Consider the following 17,699-nt stretch of genomic DNA (forward strand, 5'->3'; position numbering starts at 1 on the left):
CCGGCGGACCGTGGTCCGCGAGCCGGGTCCCGTGTGGTCCTCGTTCACGGGGAGGCTCGGATGTTCTTGGGTCGATCCGGTGATCCGGGCCCGCCGGTGGCCGGCGCGGGGGTGGGTGTCAGAGGATGACGCCCTCGGCGCGCAGGAACTTCGCCGGGTTGAGCGCGGAGCCGTAGTTCGGGGTCGTACGGATCTCGAAGTGCAGGTGGGGGCCGGAGGAGTTGCCGGTGTTGCCGGAGCGGGCGATGGTCTGGCCGGTCTTCACGGTCTGGCCGACATGCACGTTGATCTTCGACAGGTGCGCGTACTGGGTGTAGCGGCCGTTGGCGTGCTTCACCACGACGGCGTTGCCGTACGCGGGACCGTCGCCGCCACCGTTCGGGCCGGCCTTCACGACGACACCGGTGTGGGCGGCCTTGACGACAGTGCCGACCGGCACGGCGAAGTCCTGGCCGGAGTGCTTGTGGGACCACATGGCGCCGCCCTGGTTGTAGCTGGCGGTCAGGGTGTACCGGGCGACCGGCTTGACCCAGGACGTGGCCTTCTTGGCGGCGGCCTTCTTGGCGAGGGCGGCCTTCTTGGCGGCGTTGGCCGCCGCGGCCTTCTTGGCGGCCGCCTTCTTCGCGGCGGCGGCCTTGGCGGCCTTCACCTGGGCGGCCTTGGCCTGGGCCGCCTGCGTGTGGGCCTGGGCCGCGACGGCGGCGGCGGGACCCGCCGCGGGAACCGTCTTGCTGTCGGCGGCGACGGCGGCACCGCCTCCGAACACCATCGACGCTCCCATGCCGGCGGCGGCGAGGGCGACGACGGCGTTACGGGCGGGGTGCTTGACGCGCTTCGACATACGGGGAAGTCCTCCGGACAAGAGCGGACCCGACGCGAAGAGCGCGCCGGGTGGTTGGGCTCATCCTTGGTAACCCGCCCACCCATCCCACCTCAAACCGCCCATCTACGACATCTGGTCGTAGACGCCGGGGTGTGACGTGGACTCTTGACGAGACGCGCCACCCCAGGAAAGGCGCCCGATATGTCCTTGGAAAGTAAGGTTTATCCCCTTGACGGGCTCTGCCACCTGCCGCTTTCCGCCCTGCTCACCGCCCCCTCCTCCCACCCCGCCCTCGCGGCGCCTTCCGCCGGGCCGGGAAGCGGCGCCTCATACCCGGCGCGACGCACTATTCCACCTAGTACCGCTCAAAACGCCTGTGCGCCTTGTCACGGCCACCGGCCCCGAAGCACTCCCGTTCCGGGGCCCGGGACACCCCGACCCGGCTAGTCTCGACGCGTAGACGATCACGCCGTGGCTCCGGGGGACGCACGTGGATCCAGCACTCATCGGCACCCGCCTCGCATCGAGCGCGATCGCGCCGCTGATCAGAAAGCTCTTCGTCCAGGACGGCCCCGGCGCCGGGCTGACCGGTCAGCGTGTCCGCCTCTCCCGGCTGGTCTCCTTCCGGGGCGAGAAGCGGACGCTGACCGAACGGGACGTCCACCGGCTCGCCGCACGGCTCGTCGCCGACGCGTCGGCCGTTCCGGGCGAGTCGCCCTTCCCGCGCGACGAGGCCGAAGCCGTCACGCACGCCCTGGCCCGTACGCTGCTCGCCCTCGGCGACCTCGGCATGGACGACGTCCAGGCCGTCCGGCTCGGCCACCGCGAACTGGCGACCCGCCTGCGCGGTGCCGCGCCGGCCCCGGACGGCCTGTCGGCCGACGCGGCTCTCTTCCTGGAATCGGTCACCGCGTGGGCCTGCCTGCACATCCTGGACTTCTTCACCCAGCGCTCGACCTTCGTCGCCCGCACCCTGGTGGAGCAGAGCCGTACCCAGACGGAACTGATCGCCAAGATCGACGCGCTCATCGCGAGGACGCCCCGTCCCTTCGCGGCCGACGCCGCCTTCGAGCGCCGCTACCACGCGTACATCGCCAAGAGGCACGGCAGCCTGACGATCTACGGCGTCGACCTGCACAACTCGCCGGACGCCTGGCCGCTGGACGTGGCGTACCTGTCACTGGAGGCGAGCGCGCCGGAGGCCGCCGAACCCACCGCGGACACGCCCATCGGCCTCGCCCGCGAAGCGGTCGGCGCCGTCCTCGACCGCCGCGCCCCCCACGGCCCCCGACCCGCCGACCAGGCCCTGGCCCAGCAGGACCGGGTCCTGCTGCGCGGGGTCGCCGGCTCGGGCAAGACCACCCTGGTGCAATGGCTGGCCGTGGCCGCCACACGCGGCGCCCCCGACGACCGCATGGCCTACCTCGGCGACCGCGTCCCCTTCGTCCTCCCGCTGCGCACCCTCACCCGGCACGGGGAGCGGCTCCCCACCCCCGACCGCTTCCTGACGGCCGTCGGATGCCCGCTCTCCCCGCCCGACGGCTGGGCCGACCGCGTGCTGACCTCCGGGCGCGGCCTGGTCCTGGTCGACGGGGTCGACGAGATCCCCGAACCGGAGCGCGACCGCACCCGCCGCTGGCTCCGCGACCTGCTCGCCGCCTACGACAGCGGCAACCGCTGGCTCGTCACCGCCCGCCCCTCCGCCGTACGCGACGACTGGCTCGGTCCGGAGGGCTTCAGCGAGCTGACGCTGTCCCCGATGAGCCGCACGGAGGTGACCGCCTTCGTACGCCGCTGGCACGCCGCCGCGGGCCCGGACGCCGCCTCGTACGAGCAACCGCTCCTCGATGCCCTCCGCACCAAGCAGGACCTCGCCCGCCTGGCCACCAACCCCCTGATGTGCGGCCTGATCTGCGCCCTGCACCGCGATCGGCGCGGCTTCCTCCCGCGCGGCCGCAAAGGGCTGTACGACGCCGCCCTGGACATGCTGCTGGCCCGCCGCGACCGGGAACGTGACATGGGCGACCCCACGGGCGTCGACCTGGGCGAGGCCCCGCAGATCCGGCTGGTCCAACGGCTCGCGTACTGGCTGACGATCAACGGCCGTACGGAGATGGACCGGACCCGCGCCGAGACGATCGTGCTCGGCGCGATCCCGGCCGTCCCGGACGCCGCCGCGATCGGGAAGCCGGAAGCCGTTTTCCAGCACCTGCTCCAGCGCAGCGGCCTGCTCCGCGAGCCGGGACCGGACGCCGTGCACTTCGTCCACCGGACCTTCCAGGACTATCTCGCCGCCAAGGCCATCGTCGACGACTGGCACATAGGCGTCCTGACCGACCACGCCGGCGACGACCAGTGGGAGGACGTCATCCGCATGGCTGTCGCCCACGCCCGGCCGCGCGAATGCGCCGAGATCTTCACGGAACTGCTGAAGGCCGCCGACCGCGCGACCGACCGCCGCACCCGGCTGCGCATCGTCTTCGTCGCGACGGCCGCCCTCGAACACGCCACGGAACTCGCCCCGGACATCCGGCGCGAGCTGCTGGACCGCACGGCCCGGCTCATCCCGCCCCGCACCGCCGAAGAGGCCCGCGAACTGGCCACGGTCGGCCCCCTGGTGCTGGACCTGCTGCCCGGCCCTGCGGACCTGGACGACGAGCAGGCCCGGATGGCGGTCATCACAGCCACGCACGTCCCCTCCGACGCGGCCCTGCCCTACCTGGCGCGTTTCACCGCGCACTCCCACCTGGCGGTGCGGTCCCAGCTGGTCTGGGCCTGGTCCCGGTTCGATCCCACCGACTACGCCGAGGAGATCATCGCCCGGCTGTCCCGGGAGGGCCTCGACTTCACGGTCAGCACGGACCGGCAGGCCGAGGAGCTGCTCCGCCTCGGGTTGCGACCGGAGCGGCTGGACATCCGGGCGACGGTCTCCGAAGGACCGGTGCGGGAACTGCTCGTCCAGTGCGACCCGACCCGACTGGTGCTGGAGCGCCCCGGCCCGGTCCCGGACCTGAGCGCCCTGTCCTCACTCGGGAGGCTCGAGGAGCTGTCCGTCCAGTTCCACCGGAAAGCCCGGTGGAGCCTCTCCGACCTTCCCCGGAACGCGCCCCTGCGGCAGATCGGGATGGCGCCGGTCCCCGGCGCGGGACTCGGCGAGCTGCGTCGCTACCCGGCCCTCGACTGGGTCAGTCTGCTGAACGTCGGTGCCCTGCCCGCGGAACACTGGCACGTGCTCTCCACGCTGCCCGGCCTCCGGGTGTTCTACTGCGAGCCCCCCACGCTGGCCTCGTGCCCCGCGTCCGAGCAGCTGCGCCAGGTCAGGCACCTGTCCCTGGTGCTCCGCCACGGTGAGCCGCCGCTGGCCCACGTCACCGCCGTCTTCCCCGAGCTGGAGTACCTCTACCTGGTCGCCCTTGGTGGTAGCTCCGCGGACCTCACACCGCTGGCCGCGCTGCCGCGGCTGCGGGTCGTGGACGCCCAGGGCATGGTGCTCACCGGCGCGGGACACCTGCCGGAGGCGCGGGTCATCACCTGACCGCCGCCCCGCCCCGAAAAAAGGACCGCCCCGGCCCGTACGTCTCCGTACGGCCGGGGCAGCCCTTCAGCGGCGGTTACCGCTTACGCGTCCTTCGAGAGGTTGGGGCCGGCGCCGCCGGCGGCCTGCTCGATCGGGGGGACGTCCGGCAGAGCGGACTTCTCCTCGCCGCGGAAGGTGAACTTCTTCTCCGCACCCTCGCCCTCGGTGTCGACGACCACGATGTGACCGGGGCGCAGCTCGCCGAAGAGGATCTTCTCCGACAGGATGTCCTCGATCTCGCGCTGGATCGTCCGGCGCAGCGGACGGGCGCCCATCACCGGGTCGTAGCCGTGCTTGGCCAGGAGCTCCTTGGCGGAACCGCTGAGCTCGATGCCCATGTCGCGGTCCTTCAGGCGCTCGTCCACCTTGGCGATCATCAGGTCGACGATCTGGATGATGTCTTCCTGGCTGAGCTGGTGGAAGACGACCGTGTCGTCGACTCGGTTGAGGAACTCGGGCCGGAAGTGCTGCTTCAGCTCTTCGTTGACCTTCGCCTTCATCCGGTCGTAACCGGTCTTGACGTCGCCCTGTGCCGCGAAGCCCAGGTTGAAGCCCTTGGAGATGTCCCGGGTCCCGAGGTTGGTCGTCATGATGATGACCGTGTTCTTGAAGTCCACGACCCGGCCCTGGGAGTCGGTCAGGCGACCGTCCTCCAGGATCTGGAGAAGGGAATTGAAGATATCGGGGTGGGCCTTCTCGACCTCGTCGAAGAGGACGACGGAGAACGGCTTCCGGCGCACCTTCTCGGTGAGCTGGCCGCCCTCTTCGTAACCCACGTATCCGGGCGGGGAGCCGAAGAGGCGGGAAACCGTGTGCTTCTCGCTGAACTCCGACATGTCGAGGGAGATCATCGCGTCCTCGTCGCCGAAGAGGAATTCGGCGAGCGTCTTTGACAGCTCGGTCTTACCGACACCGGACGGGCCGGCGAAGATGAACGAGCCACCGGGGCGCTTCGGGTCCTTCAGGCCGGCACGCGTACGGCGAATCGCCTGCGAGAGGGCCTTGATGGCGTCCTTCTGCCCGATGACGCGCTTGTGGAGCTCGTCCTCCATGCGCAGGAGGCGGGAGGACTCCTCCTCCGTGAGCTTGAAGACCGGAATGCCGGTGGCGGTCGCCAGGACCTCGGCGATCAGCTCGCCGTCGACCTCGGCGACGACGTCCATGTCGCCGGCCTTCCACTCCTTCTCCCGCTTGGCCTTCGCCGCCAGCAGCTGCTTCTCCTTGTCGCGGAGAGACGCCGCCTTCTCGAAGTCCTGGGAGTCGATCGCCGACTCCTTGTCCCGGCGGACACCGGCGATCTTCTCGTCGAACTCGCGGAGGTCCGGCGGCGCGGTCATCCGGCGGATACGCATCCGGGAACCGGCCTCGTCGATCAGGTCGATCGCCTTGTCCGGCAGGAAGCGGTCCGAGATGTACCGGTCGGCCAGGGTGGCGGCCTGGACCAGCGCCTCGTCCGTGATGGAGACCCGGTGGTGCGCCTCGTAGCGGTCGCGCAGACCCTTGAGGATCTCGATGGTGTGCGGCAGCGACGGCTCCGCGACCTGGATGGGCTGGAAGCGGCGCTCCAGGGCCGCGTCCTTCTCCAGGTACTTGCGGTACTCGTCCAGCGTCGTGGCACCGATGGTCTGCAGCTCACCACGGGCGAGCATCGGCTTGAGGATGCTGGCCGCGTCGATCGCGCCCTCGGCGGCACCCGCACCCACCAGGGTGTGGAGCTCGTCGATGAACAGGATGATGTCGCCCCGGGTGCGGATCTCCTTGAGCACCTTCTTCAGGCGCTCCTCGAAGTCACCGCGGTAGCGGGAGCCGGCGACCAGCGCGCCCAGGTCCAGGGTGTAGAGGTGCTTGTCCTTGAGGGTCTCGGGCACCTCGCCCTTGACGATGGCCTGCGCCAGGCCCTCGACGACCGCCGTCTTGCCGACGCCGGGCTCGCCGATGAGGACCGGGTTGTTCTTGGTCCGGCGGGACAGCACCTGCATGACCCGCTCGATCTCCTTCTCGCGCCCGATGACCGGGTCGAGCTTGGACTCACGAGCGGCCTGGGTGAGGTTCCGGCCGAACTGGTCGAGGACCAGGGACGTGGAGGGGGTGCCCTCGGCAGGGCCACCGGCGGTGGCGGCTTCCTTGCCCTGGTAACCGGAGAGCAGCTGGATGACCTGCTGCCGCACCCGGTTGAGATCGGCGCCCAGCTTCACGAGGACCTGGGCGGCGACGCCCTCGCCCTCGCGGATCAGGCCGAGCAGGATGTGCTCGGTGCCGATGTAGTTGTGGCCGAGCTGAAGGGCCTCGCGGAGCGACAGCTCCAGGACCTTCTTGGCACGGGGCGTGAAGGGGATGTGCCCGGACGGGGCCTGCTGGCCCTGACCGATGATCTCCTCCACCTGCTGGCGGACCGCCTCGAGCGAAATCCCGAGGCTCTCCAGGGCCTTAGCGGCGACACCCTCACCCTCGTGGATAAGGCCCAGGAGGATGTGCTCGGTGCCGATGTAGTTGTGGTTGAGCATCCGGGCTTCTTCCTGAGCCAGGACGACAACCCGCCGCGCGCGGTCGGTGAACCTCTCGAACATCGTTAATCGCTCCTCAGAGCGGTCAGGCAGTAAGGGGTCGGTCCCCTCCCTGTCCTTCCGCAGCTTAGTCCCGCAAGCGGGGACCGCTCATTCCAACTGCCGACACCCGTCTCTGGCCTCCTGACCCGAACGCCGACAAATGCTCCAACCCAATGGTCCGAGACGATGTTCCCGCAGGCCAGGTACTTACCCTCACCGGCACTACGCCGATGGCGAACGCGAGACGTCCGATCCTGCGTGTCGCCCCTCCTCACTAGGAATGTCATACCCGTAACCACGGACACTCCATGCGGCGGACCCCGGTTCCCTCAGCTACGGGCGAACACCCTTGCGTGCCGGCCCGCCGCCGCACGGACGCGAAACGGACACGGAGGGTATTCGCCTCTGCACCATCCGTAACCCCGGGCCGTGGTGGCGAGTTCCCCGGGCATGGCCTTCACGCTCCCCATCCCGTCGCCCCGCTCACCGTCCGGCGGTGAGGACGTCGCGCGGTGGTACGAGGACGAGCTCGGCTGGGCCACCGCGGAGAAGGGTGCCGGCGGTCCGGTGGAGCTGCTCACCGGCCTGCGCTTCGACGCCCTGGAGCTCCCGGCCGCGGCCGGCTTCACCGTTCTGAGGCGGCTCGGGGGCCAGTGGCCGGTCGCCCTCGCGGGGCCCCGGATGCGGCTGCTGGTGGCCGCGGGGACCGCGGACGAGCTGCCGGGGCTGCTCGACTGGCTGGACTGGGGCGGAATCGCCCTGGACCTGGTCGCCCTGGGCGCCGGTGACCGGATGACCGCCCCTGTTCCCCCAGGATGGAGCGGATCCGGCTCGCCCGACGCCGTCTCGTGGCTGCGCCCCCCGGAACCCGGGCGCGAAGTGGAGCCGACGCTTCCGGCCCTGTCGGCCGTGGCGGCCGGCACCGGCGCCGCCCCCTGCCTCGTGCGGCTCGTGGACGCGGCGGCATCGGAATGTCACCGGGTCCGGCTGCTGGGCGCGTACCGCGCTCAGCGGTTGGCGTCCTCGTAAGCCTGCTTGATGTCGGCGGGCACACGACCGCGGTCGTTCACGTTGTAACCGTTCTCCTTGGCCCACGCGCGGATCTTCGCGGTGTCGGGGCTGCCACCCGCGGCGGCCCGGCCCTTGCCACGCCCGGTCGCGGAACGGCCACCGGTACGACGGCCGCTCTTGGTGTACGGCTCGAGCAGGCCGCGCAGCTTGTCCGCATTGGCGGTGGTGAGGTCGATCTCGTAGGTCTTGCCATCCAGAGCGAACGTCACCGTCTCGTCCGCCTCGCCGCCGTCGAGGTCGTCGACAAGAAGGACCTGAACCTTCTGTGCCACCGGATTTCCTTTCATCGAAAATGCAGTACGCGGAAAGGAAACCGCTTTTCTCTGCAAAACACAAACCCTTGGGAGAGGTTCAGATCCCCGAGAGAGCGGGAAACATGCGCGATTCGGACATAGGGGCCGGGATCGGGGATCGCGATGGTGGATCGGGATCGGGATGGGGATCGGCAGATCACAGGTGCAGAAGCATCCGGCTGTTGCCCAGGGTGTTCGGCTTCACTCGTTCGAGACCGAGGAACTCGGCGACGCCCTCGTCATAGGAACGGAGCAGCTCGGCGTAGACATCTCCGTCGATCGGGGTCTCACCGATCTCGACGAAGCCGTGCTTCGCGAAGAAGTGGACTTCGAAGGTCAGGCAGAAAACCCTGCGGACGCCGAGCCAGCGGGCGGTGTGCAACAACTTGTCGAGCACGTGATGACCGATGCCGGCGCCCGTGAAGTCGGGATCGACGGCGAGAGTACGCACCTCGGCGAGGTCTTCCCACATCACGTGCAGTGCGCCGCAACCCACGACGGTGCCGTCGTCGTCGCGTTCCGCGACCCAGAACTCCTGGATGTCCTCGTAAAGCGTCACGGGCGCTTTGTCGAGCAGGATGCCTTCGGTGACGTACGGGTCGACGAGCCGGCGGATCGCCTGCACATCACTGGTCCGCGCCCGGCGCACGGTGACGGCTTTCGCCGGTCCGGGGGACGGAAGCCCGGACGACGGGGAGGAGGAGGACGACATGGCTGGACGCTATCGCCCCGCCCCCGCTTCCCCCTCGGCGGCCCGGCCCTCTCCGGATTCTTCCCGCGCTTCTTCGCCGCCGTGTTCGGGAGTGTCCCGTTGCACGACGCGGACCGCGTCGCTGAGCGCCTCCCGTTGCTCCGCCGACATCATGCCGAAGAAGGCCACCAGTGCGGCGGCGGGGTTGTCGCTCTTCGACCAGGCCTCGTTCATCAGTGCGGCCGAGTAGGCGGCGCGGGTGGAGACCGCCGTATATCGATAGGCGCGGCCGGACACTTCCCGGCGCACCCAGCCCTTCTGATGGAGATTGTCCATTACGGTCATGACCGTGGTGTAGGCGATGGACCGTTCCTGCTGGAGATCCTCCAGGACTTCCCGGACGGTGACGGGCCGGTTCCATTGCCAGACGCGTGTCATGACGGCGTCTTCGAGCTCTCCCAATTGGCGGGGCACATCTTCACCATAGTGCGAGATGTCCGAATAACTGGCTATTGACAGAGCAAGAAGGGCGTACGACGGGTGGGTCGTACGCCCTCGGCGCGGGTTCGGGTGCCGGTCAGACCCGGCCGGGTCCGGCGCTTCCGTCCGCCTGGCGGGTGGCCTCGGCGCGGGCGAGCGCCGCGTCCACGACCGCGTCCTCCTTGGCCTTGTTGGGGCCGCCCTGGCTCTTGACGATCGTCACCACGAGGGCGATGAAGAAGGCGGCCATCACCACGGGGGGCAGGAGCGCGGATACGTATTCCATGGCTCCAGGGTAGCTAGCCGGCGGCGCGCTCCTCGGGTGGGGGCGCGGCGGGGCGCCGGCGGGGCGGGAACACCTCGGACGGCTTGGGCACCGGGCGGTCGGACGGCGGCGGGGTGGGCGCCGGGGCTGGGGAGGGCGTCGCGGGCCGGGGCTTCGGCTCGTCCGCCGCGGTGGCGCGGCCGCCAGGGAGGGCGAGCAGCCGGGTGCGCGGGGCGGGGGCGACGTGCCGGCCGGCCAGCCGGAGCCGCACGGAGTGCTCGGCCAGCGTCCGGCACCGCGCCAGGAGGGCGGCGCCGACGGGCGTACCGCTGAGGGTGCGCAGGGCCGCGAGGTCCTCGGGGCGGGGGTCGTAACCGGCGGCGAGGGCGTCCTGGAGCAGTTCCAGGTATCCGGTCGCCGAGCCGGGCAGCGCGTCGCGGTAGCGGGCGAGGTCGGCGAGGAGGAAGGCCCGCATCCGGCCGGCCTCGCGGACCGCCTCGTCCACGGAGCCGGCGAGTCGCAGGCAGTCCTGCACGTCTTCGTCGTCGAGGGGCGTGGGGTGGAGGGCATGGGCGAGGGCGCGTCGGAGCACACGCAGCTCGTCTGCGCCGAACGCCAGGCCGCCGCGGGATCCGTATGGCGTGGGCATGGACCGACAATACGGTCTAATCAGACATATTTCGTTTAATGGATGGCTTCGGGCGCGTTGCGGAGGTGGGTCCCCGACCGGCGTCGCCCCGGTCCTGTCGCGTCCGGGCGACGCGCCCACGCGTCGCGCCCCGGCGGGACGACCGCCCACGACGCGCGGTGGGCCCACCGCGTCCGGGCGGCGGGCCCCCGGACGGCGGGAGCGCCGCACGGCCGCGGGACGACCGCCCCGGGCAGGGGGCCGAGCGCCGCACGGCGGGAGGCGCGGCGGAGGCGGCCCGCCCGGGGGCGGTGGGCGGCGGTGCGGTCACATGCGGGAGATGTTGCGTTCGTAGACCATGCGCAGGCCGATCAGCGTCAGCCACGGCTCGTGCTCGTCGATCTCCGTGGCCTCGCCCAGGACCATCGGGGCCAGGCCGCCGGTGGCGATGACCCGCACGTCGGAGGGGTCCCCGTCGCGGCCGACGAGCTCGCGCTTCATCCGGCTGACGATGCCGTCGACCTGGCCCGCGAAGCCGTACACGATGCCCGCCTGCATGGCCTCGACCGTGTTCTTGCCGATCACGCTGCGCGGGCGGGCCAGTTCGATCTTGCGGAGCTGGGCGCCCTTGACGCCGAGCGCCTCGACGGAGATCTCGATGCCCGGGGCGATGACGCCGCCGATGTACTCGCCGCGCGCGCTGATCGGGTCGAACGTCGTCGCCGTACCGAAGTCGACGACGATCGCCGGACCGCCGTACAGCTCGTTCGCCGCGACCGCGTTGACGATGCGGTCGGCGCCGACCTCCTTGGGGTTGTCCGTGAGGATCGGTACGCCGGTCTTGATGCCCGGCTCGACGAGCACGGCCGGGACGTCGCCGTAGTACCGCCGCGTGACCTCGCGCAGCTCGTGGAGCACGGACGGGACCGTCGAGCAGATCGCGATGCCCTCGATGCCGTCGCCCAGCTCGTCGCCGAGCAGCGGGTGCATGCCCATCAGGCCCTGGAGGAGCACGGCGAGCTCGTCGGCGGTGCGGCGCGCGTCGGTGGAGATGCGCCAGTGCTCGACGATCTCCGCGCCGTCGAACAGGCCCAGGACCGTGTGGGTGTTGCCCGCGTCGATCGTGAGCAGCATCAGCCCTTATCCGCCTCTCGGAGGTCGAGGCCGATGTCGAGGATGGGGGACGAGTGGGTCAGGGCGCCCACCGCCAGGTAGTCGACGCCCGTCGCGGCGTAGGCGGCGGCGTTCTCCAGGGTGAGGCGCCCCGACGACTCCAGCACGGCCCGTCCCGCGACGAGCGTGACGGCCTCCTCCGTCTCGGCGGGCGTGAAGTTGTCCAGCAGGATCAGGTCGGCGCCCGCGTCCAGGACCTCGCGGACCTGGTGGAGGGTGTCCACCTCCACCTCGATCGGCACGTCGGGGAAGGCCTCCCGTACGGCCTTGAAGGCCTGGGCGACGCCGCCCGCGGCGACGACGTGGTTGTCCTTGACGAGGGCCGCGTCGGACAGCGACATGCGGTGGTTGACGCCGCCGCCGCAGCGCACGGCGTACTTCTCCAGGGCGCGGAGGCCCGGCGTGGTCTTGCGGGTGTCGCGGACCCGCGCCTTGTACCCCTCCAGGGCGTCCGCCCACGCGCGCGTGGCGGTGGCGATGCCGGAGAGGCGGCACATGATGTTCAGCGCGCTGCGCTCACCGGTGAGCAGGTCGCGGGTGCGGGTGGTGACCGACAGCAGCTTCTGGCCGGCCTCGACGCGGTCGCCGTCCGACGCGTGCCGCTCGACCGCGAACTCCTCGGTGCAGACGACCGACAGGACCGCCTCCGCGATGTGGATGCCGGCGACGACACCCGCCTCGCGGGCGGTGAAGTCACCGGTCGCGACGGCGCCCTCGGGGACGGTCGCGGCGGACGTCACGTCGACGCCGCCGTCCAGGTCCTCCTCGATGGCGCGGTACGCCACGTCCTCGACCAGTACGGGGTCGAGGCCGGCGTTCACGAGGAGCGCGGCGAGCGCCGGGTCGAGCCCGCACTCGTAGACCTCCTCGTCGAAGGCGGCACCGCCGCAGCCGCACCCGTCGCCGCAGCCGCCCCCGGCCTGCTCGGCCGGGGCGCTGATGTTGATCAGGGGTACGTCCACGGGCTGCGGGCGTTCTTCGGGCGTGCTCACGGTTACGGCTCCCTGGGGGCGTCGGCGTCGGTCGGGGGGAAGTCTTGGGTGTCGGTGGGGCGGACGTCCAGGGTCCGGTCCGGGCCGAGACGTACCACCAGGTGGCGGCGCCAGGCGGCGTCGTCCCGGTCGGGGCGGTCCTCCCGCCAGTGGCAGCCGCGGGTCTCCTCGCGCCGCCGCGCGGCGGTGACCAGCACACGGGCCACGCACAGGAGGTTGGTGGTCTCCCAGGACTCCACGCCCGGCTCGGCGGCCTTGTTCCCGTCCGGCCCGTCGCTCAGCGCCTCGGCGTGCACCGCGTCCAGGGCGTCCGCCGCCTCCGCGAGGCTGGCGGCGGAACGCAGCACCCCGGCGCCCGTGGTCATGACGTGCTGGATACGGGTGCGGGTCTCCGGGGCGAGGAGCGGCAGCAGGGTGGGCGCGGGGTGCGGTACGGGGGCACCCGCGCGGGCCGTGGAGGCGGCGATGTCGTCGGCGATGCGCTCGGCGAAGACCAGGCCCTCCAGGAGCGAGTTCGACGCCAGCCGGTTGGCGCCGTGGACACCCGTGCAGGCGACCTCGCCGCACGCGTACAGGCCCGGCACGGTGGTCCGGCCGTGCAGGTCGGTGCGGACACCGCCGGAGGCGTAGTGGGCCGCCGGGGCGACCGGGACCGGCCGCGTCACCGGGTCGATGCCGTGGGCGCGGCAGGCGGCGAGGATCGTGGGGAAGCGGGACTCCCACATCGCGGCCCCGAAGTGCCGGGCGTCGAGGTACATGTGCCGGGCGCCCTGCTCGCGCATGCGGCGCATGATGCCCTTGGCGACGATGTCGCGCGGGGCGAGCTCGGCCAGCTCGTGCTGCCCGACCATGAAGCGGACGCCGTCCGCGTCGACGAGGTGCGCCCCCTCCCCCCGTACCGCCTCGGAGACGAGGGGCTGCTGGCCCTCGGCGTCCGGGCCGAGGAAGAGGACCGTGGGGTGGAACTGGACGAACTCCAGGTCGCTCACCTCGGCACCCGCCCGCAGCGCGAGGGCGACGCCGTCACCGGTGGAGACGGCCGGGTTGGTGGTGGCGGAGAAGACCTGGCCCATGCCGCCGGTGGCGAGGACCACCGCGGGTGCGTGGACGGCGCCGACGCCGTCGTGCTGGCCCTCGCCCATGACGTGCAGGGTGACACCGGCGGTGCGGCCGTCGGCATCGGTGAGGAGGTCCAGGACGAGCGCGTTCTCGATGGTGCGTACGGCGCGGTCGCGTACCGCGTCGACGAGCGCGCGGGAGATCTCGGCGCCGGTCGCGTCACCGCCCGCGTGGGCGATGCGGCGGCGGTGGTGGCCGCCCTCGCGGGTGAGGGCGATGGTGCCGGTGGGGTCGGTGTCGAAGCGGGCGCCGGTGGCGATCAGGCGGCGTACCGCGTCCGGACCATCGGTGACCAGCAGGCGTACGGCTTCCTCGTCGCACAGACCCGCGCCCGCGACGAGCGTGTCGTCGAGGTGCTGCTCGGGGGTGTCGCCCTCGCCGAGGGCCGCCGCGATGCCGCCCTGCGCCCAGCGGGTGGAGCCGTCGTCCAGGCGCGCCTTGGTGACGACGACCGTACGCAGCCCGGCGGCCGTGCAGCGCAGTGCGGCGGTCAGGCCCGCGACCCCGGAGCCGACCACGACGACATCGGCGTCGATCGACCAGCCGGGGGCGGGGGCCTGGAGGCGTATGCCGGTCATGCGGGGGCTCCGAAGGTGAGGGGGAGGTTGTCGATCAGCCGGGTGGTGCCGACCTTCGCCGCGATGGCGAGGACCGCCTCGCCGGTGTGGTCGTCGGGGACGTCGGTGAAGTCGGCGGGGTCGACCAGAGCCGCGTAGTCCAGCCGCAGCGGCGGGTCGGCCTTCGCCGCCTCGTCGAGTACCGCGCGGGCCGCCGCCCGAACCGCGTGGGCGCCGCGGCCCGGGACCGCCGCCGCCACCGCGTGGGCGTCGGCCGCCGCCCGGGCCTCGCCGAGCCGGGACAGGGCCTCGGCACGGCTCTCGGAGGCGGGCAGCGTCTCGGCGCGGGCCAGCAGCGCCGTCTGGGCCGCGAGCCGGTCGCGGGCGGCGAACAGCGCGGCGGACAGCGCGAGGGCGGTACGGCGCTCGGCGGGCGACAGGTACCGGTTCCGGCTGGACAGGGCGAGGCCGTCGGGCTCGCGGACCGTCGGTACGCCGACGATCTCGACCGGGAAGTTCAGGTCCTCGGCCATGCGGCGGATCAGGGCGAGCTGCTGGGCGTCCTTCTGGCCGAAGAACGCCACGTCAGGGCGGGTGAGGTGCAGCAGCTTGGCGACGACGGTGAGCATGCCGTCGAAGTGGCCGGGGCGGGACGCGCCCTCCAGCCGTTCGCCCATGGGCCCGGCGGTGATCCGCACCTGGGGCTGCCCGCCCGGGTAGACCTCGTCGACGGACGGCGCGAACACGGCGTCCGCGCCCGCCTCCTCGGCGGCCTTGAGGTCGGCCTCCAGGGTGCGGGGGTAGCGGTCGAGGTCCTCGCCCGCGCCGAACTGCAGCGGATTGACGAACACGGTGACCAGCACGTAGCCCTTGCGGCCGACGTGCTCGCGGGCGGCGCGCACCAGGGTGGCGTGACCCTCGTGGAGGGCGCCCATGGTCATGACGACCGCGGTACGGCCCCGGGGCGCGAAGTGTTCGAGGGCGTAGTCGAGGTCGTCCCGCGTCGGGATCAGTTCGAAGTCGCGGGTCATCGGCCGCTGTCTCCTTCCGCTCCGGCGGAGCCGTCCCCTCCGTTGGCGCTGTCCGCCCCGGTGGCGCCGTCCGCGAGGACGCCGAGCAGATCCTCCGCGAGCTCGGGCTTGAGCAGGCCATGGGCGAGGGCGCGGTCCGCGGTGGTCCGGGCCATGGCGAGGTACCCGGCGACGGTGGCGGGCGCGTGCTTGCGCAGCTCCGCCACGTGCGCGGCGACCGTGCCCGCGTCGCCGCGCGCGACGGGGCCGGTGAGGGCGGCGTCGCCGGAGCGCAGGGCGTTGTCCAGGGCGGCGCCCAGGAGCGGCCCGAGCATCCGGGCCGGGGCGGCGACCCCGGCCTGCCGGAGCAGCTCCATGGACTGGGCCACGAGGGTGACCAGGTGGTTCGCGCCCAGGGCGAGCGCGGCGTGGTACAGCGGGCGGGCCGCCTCCTCGACCCACTCGGGCTCGCCGCCCATCTCGATGACCAGGGCCTCGGCGGCCAGCCGCAGCTCGTCCGGGGCCGTGACGCCGAACGAACACCCGGCCAGCCGGTCGACGTCGACGCTCGTGCCGGTGAACGTCATCGCGGGGTGCAGGGCGAGCGGCAGGGCGCCGGCCCGGCGGGCGGGGTCGAGCACCGCGGTGCCGTACCGCCCGGAGGTGTGGACCAGGAGCTGGCCGGCACGTACGGCGCCGGTTTCGGCAAGCCCCTGGACCAGGCCCGGCAGCGCGTCGTCCGGGACGGTGAGCAGGACCAGGTCGGCGTGCTCCAGGACCTGGGCGGGCGGTACGAGCGGCACGTCGGGCAGCAGCTCGGCGGCGCGGCGGCGGGAGGCGTCCGACACTCCGGAGACGGCCACCGGGCGGTGTCCGGCGAGCCGCAGCGCGGCGGCGAGGGCGGGTCCTACCCGGCCGGCGCCGACGACGCCGACGGTGAGCCGGGCGGGGCGGGGTTGTGCGGGTGCGTTCACGCGTCGACGGCCTTCCGTTCCAGTCCGCGGGGGGTACCGGACGATTTCTCGTCATGCTACGCCAGCGTTACCCGCGGCTACCCCCCTGTCCACAGCCTGTGGACCCGCCCTCGGCGCGGGCGCGGGCGCGGCCGAGGCGGTGGTCGCGGGCCGCGCGGAGGACGGCCAGGTCGTCGCGGCCCGGTGGCGGCGGGGGCGCCTCGCCGCGCCGGACGGCCCGATAGACGTCGATCATGTGCTGGTGCAGGGCGTTCATGTACGCCACCCTCCACCGGCCCCCTCCGTGCCCGCCCGTGGATTGACGGGCCCCGTCAATCGGCGCGAGGTCCACTGCCCGACCCCTCACCATGGGGGCGTGAGCGTGATCATCGACATCACGGGCCTGCCGCCCGAACGCATCGTCTTCCAGCCGTCGCCCCTCGCCGAGCTGGGCGTGGCGCTGCACGCGCTGGCCGAGCCCGGCCACCACCCGGGCCTGCACGGCTGGGCGACCGCCACCACCGCAGCGCTCAAGCCGGACCTGGCCGACCGGCTGCACGAGGCGAACTTCCTCTGGACGACCACCTTCTCGGACATCTTCATGCCGTACGCCGGTATCCGCGGCGGCGACGGCAGCCCCGGCGCCACGCTGGGCGAGGAGCTGGACATGCTGGACCGGCTGGACGAGGACCGGTTCGTCACCGCCGCGCTGGAGTTCACCTGCTCCGCGCAGTACGCGCTGGGCGGTCCGGTGCGCCCCGACCGGGCCCTGGAGCTGGCCGCCAACCGCGGTCCCAAGCAGCTGGACTTCACCCGCCGGATGCTCGCCGACCCCGCCGGCGTACGCGCCTGGCTGCGCAGGCTCTTCGAGGACTGCGACCAGGCATTCTTCGCGGACACCTGGCGCCGGGTCGTGCCCGGCCTCGCCGCCGACGCCCGGCACAAGACGGAGCTGCTGCGCCGCAAGGGGCTGTCCGAGACCCTCCGGGCGGTGTCGCCCGCCGTGACGCTGGGGCTCTCCGAGGACGGCACCCAGCGGCGCGTCGAGGTGGACAAGCTCGCCGGCGGCCGGACGACCGCCGCCGACCCCGCCGTCGGGGCGGGCGTGACGTTCGTGCCGTCCAGCTTCGGCTGGCCCCACCTGATGGTGCTGCACGCCCCCGGCTGGCGTCCGGTCGTCCACTACCCGGTCGGCGCCCCCGAGCTGCCGAGCCCGGCCTCCGTGGAGCTGATCCAGCTGCGCATGGACGCCCTGGCCCACCCGATGCGGATGCGGATGTGCCGGCAGCTGGCGCGCGCCGCGTACACGACGGGCGAGCTGGCCGAGACGTACGGCATCACCCCGCCGGAGGTCTCCCGCCACCTGGCCGTGCTGAAGAAGGCCTCCCTGGTGACGACCCGGCGCCGCGGCCGCTACGTCCTGCACCAGCTGGACGTGGCCGCGGTGGCCCGTATCGGCAGCGACTTCCTGGAGACGGTGCTGCGCTAGCCGTGCGGCGCCGCGCCGAGCCGGGCGGCGCC

General features: G+C 72.3%; 16 protein-coding genes. 3 read left to right on the forward strand and 13 right to left on the reverse strand.

The annotated features are described in order from the left end of the window. Positions 1-118: 118 nt before the first annotated feature. Positions 119-841, reverse strand: coding sequence for a M23 family metallopeptidase (locus ABD347_RS04970; RefSeq protein ID WP_344356814.1), 723 nt, complete (start codon positions 839-841; stop codon positions 119-121). A gap of 472 nt (positions 842-1,313) precedes the next feature. Here ABD347_RS04970 and ABD347_RS04975 point away from each other — a divergent pair, with 472 nt between their 5' ends. After that, positions 1,314-4,358 (forward strand): NACHT domain-containing protein, encoded by a 3,045-nt coding sequence (locus tag ABD347_RS04975; protein ID WP_344356816.1) that lies wholly within the window; start codon positions 1,314-1,316, stop codon positions 4,356-4,358. 83 nt (positions 4,359-4,441) lie between these two features. Here the strand turns inward: ABD347_RS04975 and ABD347_RS04980 are convergent, their stop codons facing one another. Further along, positions 4,442-6,967, reverse strand: coding sequence for an ATP-dependent Clp protease ATP-binding subunit (locus ABD347_RS04980; protein WP_064067384.1), 2,526 nt, complete (start codon positions 6,965-6,967; stop codon positions 4,442-4,444). 429 nt (positions 6,968-7,396) lie between these two features. Between ABD347_RS04980 and ABD347_RS04985 the strand changes: the two genes are divergently transcribed. After that, complete coding sequence (locus ABD347_RS04985) at positions 7,397-7,975, forward strand: SCO3374 family protein (protein WP_344357003.1); 579 nt, start codon at positions 7,397-7,399, stop codon at positions 7,973-7,975. Here ABD347_RS04985 and ABD347_RS04990 read toward each other — a convergent pair. From ABD347_RS04990 to ABD347_RS05040, 11 genes are all read right to left on the reverse strand, one after another. After that, positions 7,954-8,289, reverse strand: coding sequence for a histone-like nucleoid-structuring protein Lsr2 (locus tag ABD347_RS04990; protein WP_344356820.1), 336 nt, complete (start codon positions 8,287-8,289; stop codon positions 7,954-7,956). The two genes, ABD347_RS04985 and ABD347_RS04990, sit on opposite strands and share 22 nt — an antisense overlap. A gap of 178 nt (positions 8,290-8,467) precedes the next feature. Continuing rightward, complete coding sequence (locus ABD347_RS04995) at positions 8,468-9,022, reverse strand: amino-acid N-acetyltransferase (protein WP_344356822.1); 555 nt, start codon at positions 9,020-9,022, stop codon at positions 8,468-8,470. Between the two features lie 9 nt (positions 9,023-9,031). Continuing rightward, positions 9,032-9,475 (reverse strand): BlaI/MecI/CopY family transcriptional regulator, encoded by a 444-nt coding sequence (locus ABD347_RS05000; protein WP_344356824.1) that lies wholly within the window; start codon positions 9,473-9,475, stop codon positions 9,032-9,034. A gap of 103 nt (positions 9,476-9,578) precedes the next feature. Next, positions 9,579-9,767 (reverse strand): hypothetical protein, encoded by a 189-nt coding sequence (locus tag ABD347_RS05005; protein WP_344356827.1) that lies wholly within the window; start codon positions 9,765-9,767, stop codon positions 9,579-9,581. Positions 9,768-9,780: 13 nt separating this feature from the next. Beyond that, positions 9,781-10,365: a hypothetical protein gene (locus tag ABD347_RS05010; protein WP_344357005.1), complete on the reverse strand. Its 585-nt coding sequence runs from the start codon at positions 10,363-10,365 to the stop codon at positions 9,781-9,783. A gap of 336 nt (positions 10,366-10,701) precedes the next feature. Continuing rightward, positions 10,702-11,508 (reverse strand): type III pantothenate kinase, encoded by an 807-nt coding sequence (locus ABD347_RS05015; RefSeq protein ID WP_344356830.1) that lies wholly within the window; start codon positions 11,506-11,508, stop codon positions 10,702-10,704. Next, the gene (gene nadC, locus ABD347_RS05020; protein ID WP_344356833.1) at positions 11,508-12,539 is read right to left on the reverse strand and encodes a carboxylating nicotinate-nucleotide diphosphorylase; all 1,032 of its coding nucleotides are present in this window, start codon (positions 12,537-12,539) and stop codon (positions 11,508-11,510) included. The genes ABD347_RS05015 and nadC overlap by 1 nt, the downstream gene beginning before the upstream one ends. 2 nt (positions 12,540-12,541) lie before the next feature. Continuing rightward, positions 12,542-14,236 (reverse strand): L-aspartate oxidase, encoded by a 1,695-nt coding sequence (locus ABD347_RS05025; protein ID WP_344356836.1) that lies wholly within the window; start codon positions 14,234-14,236, stop codon positions 12,542-12,544. Then, on the reverse strand, positions 14,233-15,246 hold the full coding sequence (gene panC / locus ABD347_RS05030; RefSeq protein ID WP_344356838.1) for a pantoate--beta-alanine ligase: 1,014 nt from the start codon (positions 15,244-15,246) through the stop codon (positions 14,233-14,235). The genes ABD347_RS05025 and panC overlap by 4 nt, the downstream gene beginning before the upstream one ends. Further along, positions 15,243-16,199, reverse strand: a complete 957-nt coding sequence (locus tag ABD347_RS05035; protein WP_344356841.1) for a Rossmann-like and DUF2520 domain-containing protein — start codon at positions 16,197-16,199, stop codon at positions 15,243-15,245. The genes panC and ABD347_RS05035 overlap by 4 nt, the downstream gene beginning before the upstream one ends. Before the next feature lie 67 nt (positions 16,200-16,266). Further along, a complete protein-coding gene (locus ABD347_RS05040; protein WP_344356843.1) occupies positions 16,267-16,455 on the reverse strand; it encodes a hypothetical protein in 189 nt (62 codons plus the stop codon). A 105-nt stretch (positions 16,456-16,560) separates the two neighbouring features. Here ABD347_RS05040 and ABD347_RS05045 point away from each other — a divergent pair, with 105 nt between their 5' ends. Further along, positions 16,561-17,667, forward strand: a complete 1,107-nt coding sequence (locus tag ABD347_RS05045; protein WP_344357008.1) for a DUF5937 family protein — start codon at positions 16,561-16,563, stop codon at positions 17,665-17,667. The last annotated feature ends 32 nt before the right edge of the window (positions 17,668-17,699 follow it).

Origin of the sequence: Streptomyces gobitricini (assembly GCF_039532985.1) — a bacterium.
GTDB classification, from domain to species: domain Bacteria; phylum Actinomycetota; class Actinomycetes; order Streptomycetales; family Streptomycetaceae; genus Streptomyces; species Streptomyces gobitricini.

What these genes read in the sequence shown, in the direction of transcription:
- panC (WP_344356838.1), bottom strand. Translation starts at nt 15,246, where the DNA reads ATGACCCGCGACTTCGAACTGATCCCGACGCGGGACGACCTCGACTAC.
- ABD347_RS05005 (WP_344356827.1), bottom strand. Translation starts at nt 9,767, where the DNA reads ATGGAATACGTATCCGCGCTCCTGCCCCCCGTGGTGATGGCCGCCTTC.
- ABD347_RS05025 (WP_344356836.1), bottom strand. Translation starts at nt 14,236, where the DNA reads ATGACCGGCATACGCCTCCAGGCCCCCGCCCCCGGCTGGTCGATCGAC.
- ABD347_RS04970 (WP_344356814.1), bottom strand. Translation starts at nt 841, where the DNA reads ATGTCGAAGCGCGTCAAGCACCCCGCCCGTAACGCCGTCGTCGCCCTC.
- ABD347_RS04985 (WP_344357003.1), top strand. Translation starts at nt 7,397, where the DNA reads ATGGCCTTCACGCTCCCCATCCCGTCGCCCCGCTCACCGTCCGGCGGT.
- ABD347_RS04980 (WP_064067384.1), bottom strand. Translation starts at nt 6,967, where the DNA reads ATGTTCGAGAGGTTCACCGACCGCGCGCGGCGGGTTGTCGTCCTGGCT.
- ABD347_RS04995 (WP_344356822.1), bottom strand. Translation starts at nt 9,022, where the DNA reads ATGTCGTCCTCCTCCTCCCCGTCGTCCGGGCTTCCGTCCCCCGGACCG.
- ABD347_RS05015 (WP_344356830.1), bottom strand. Translation starts at nt 11,508, where the DNA reads ATGCTGCTCACGATCGACGCGGGCAACACCCACACGGTCCTGGGCCTG.
- ABD347_RS05040 (WP_344356843.1), bottom strand. Translation starts at nt 16,455, where the DNA reads ATGAACGCCCTGCACCAGCACATGATCGACGTCTATCGGGCCGTCCGG.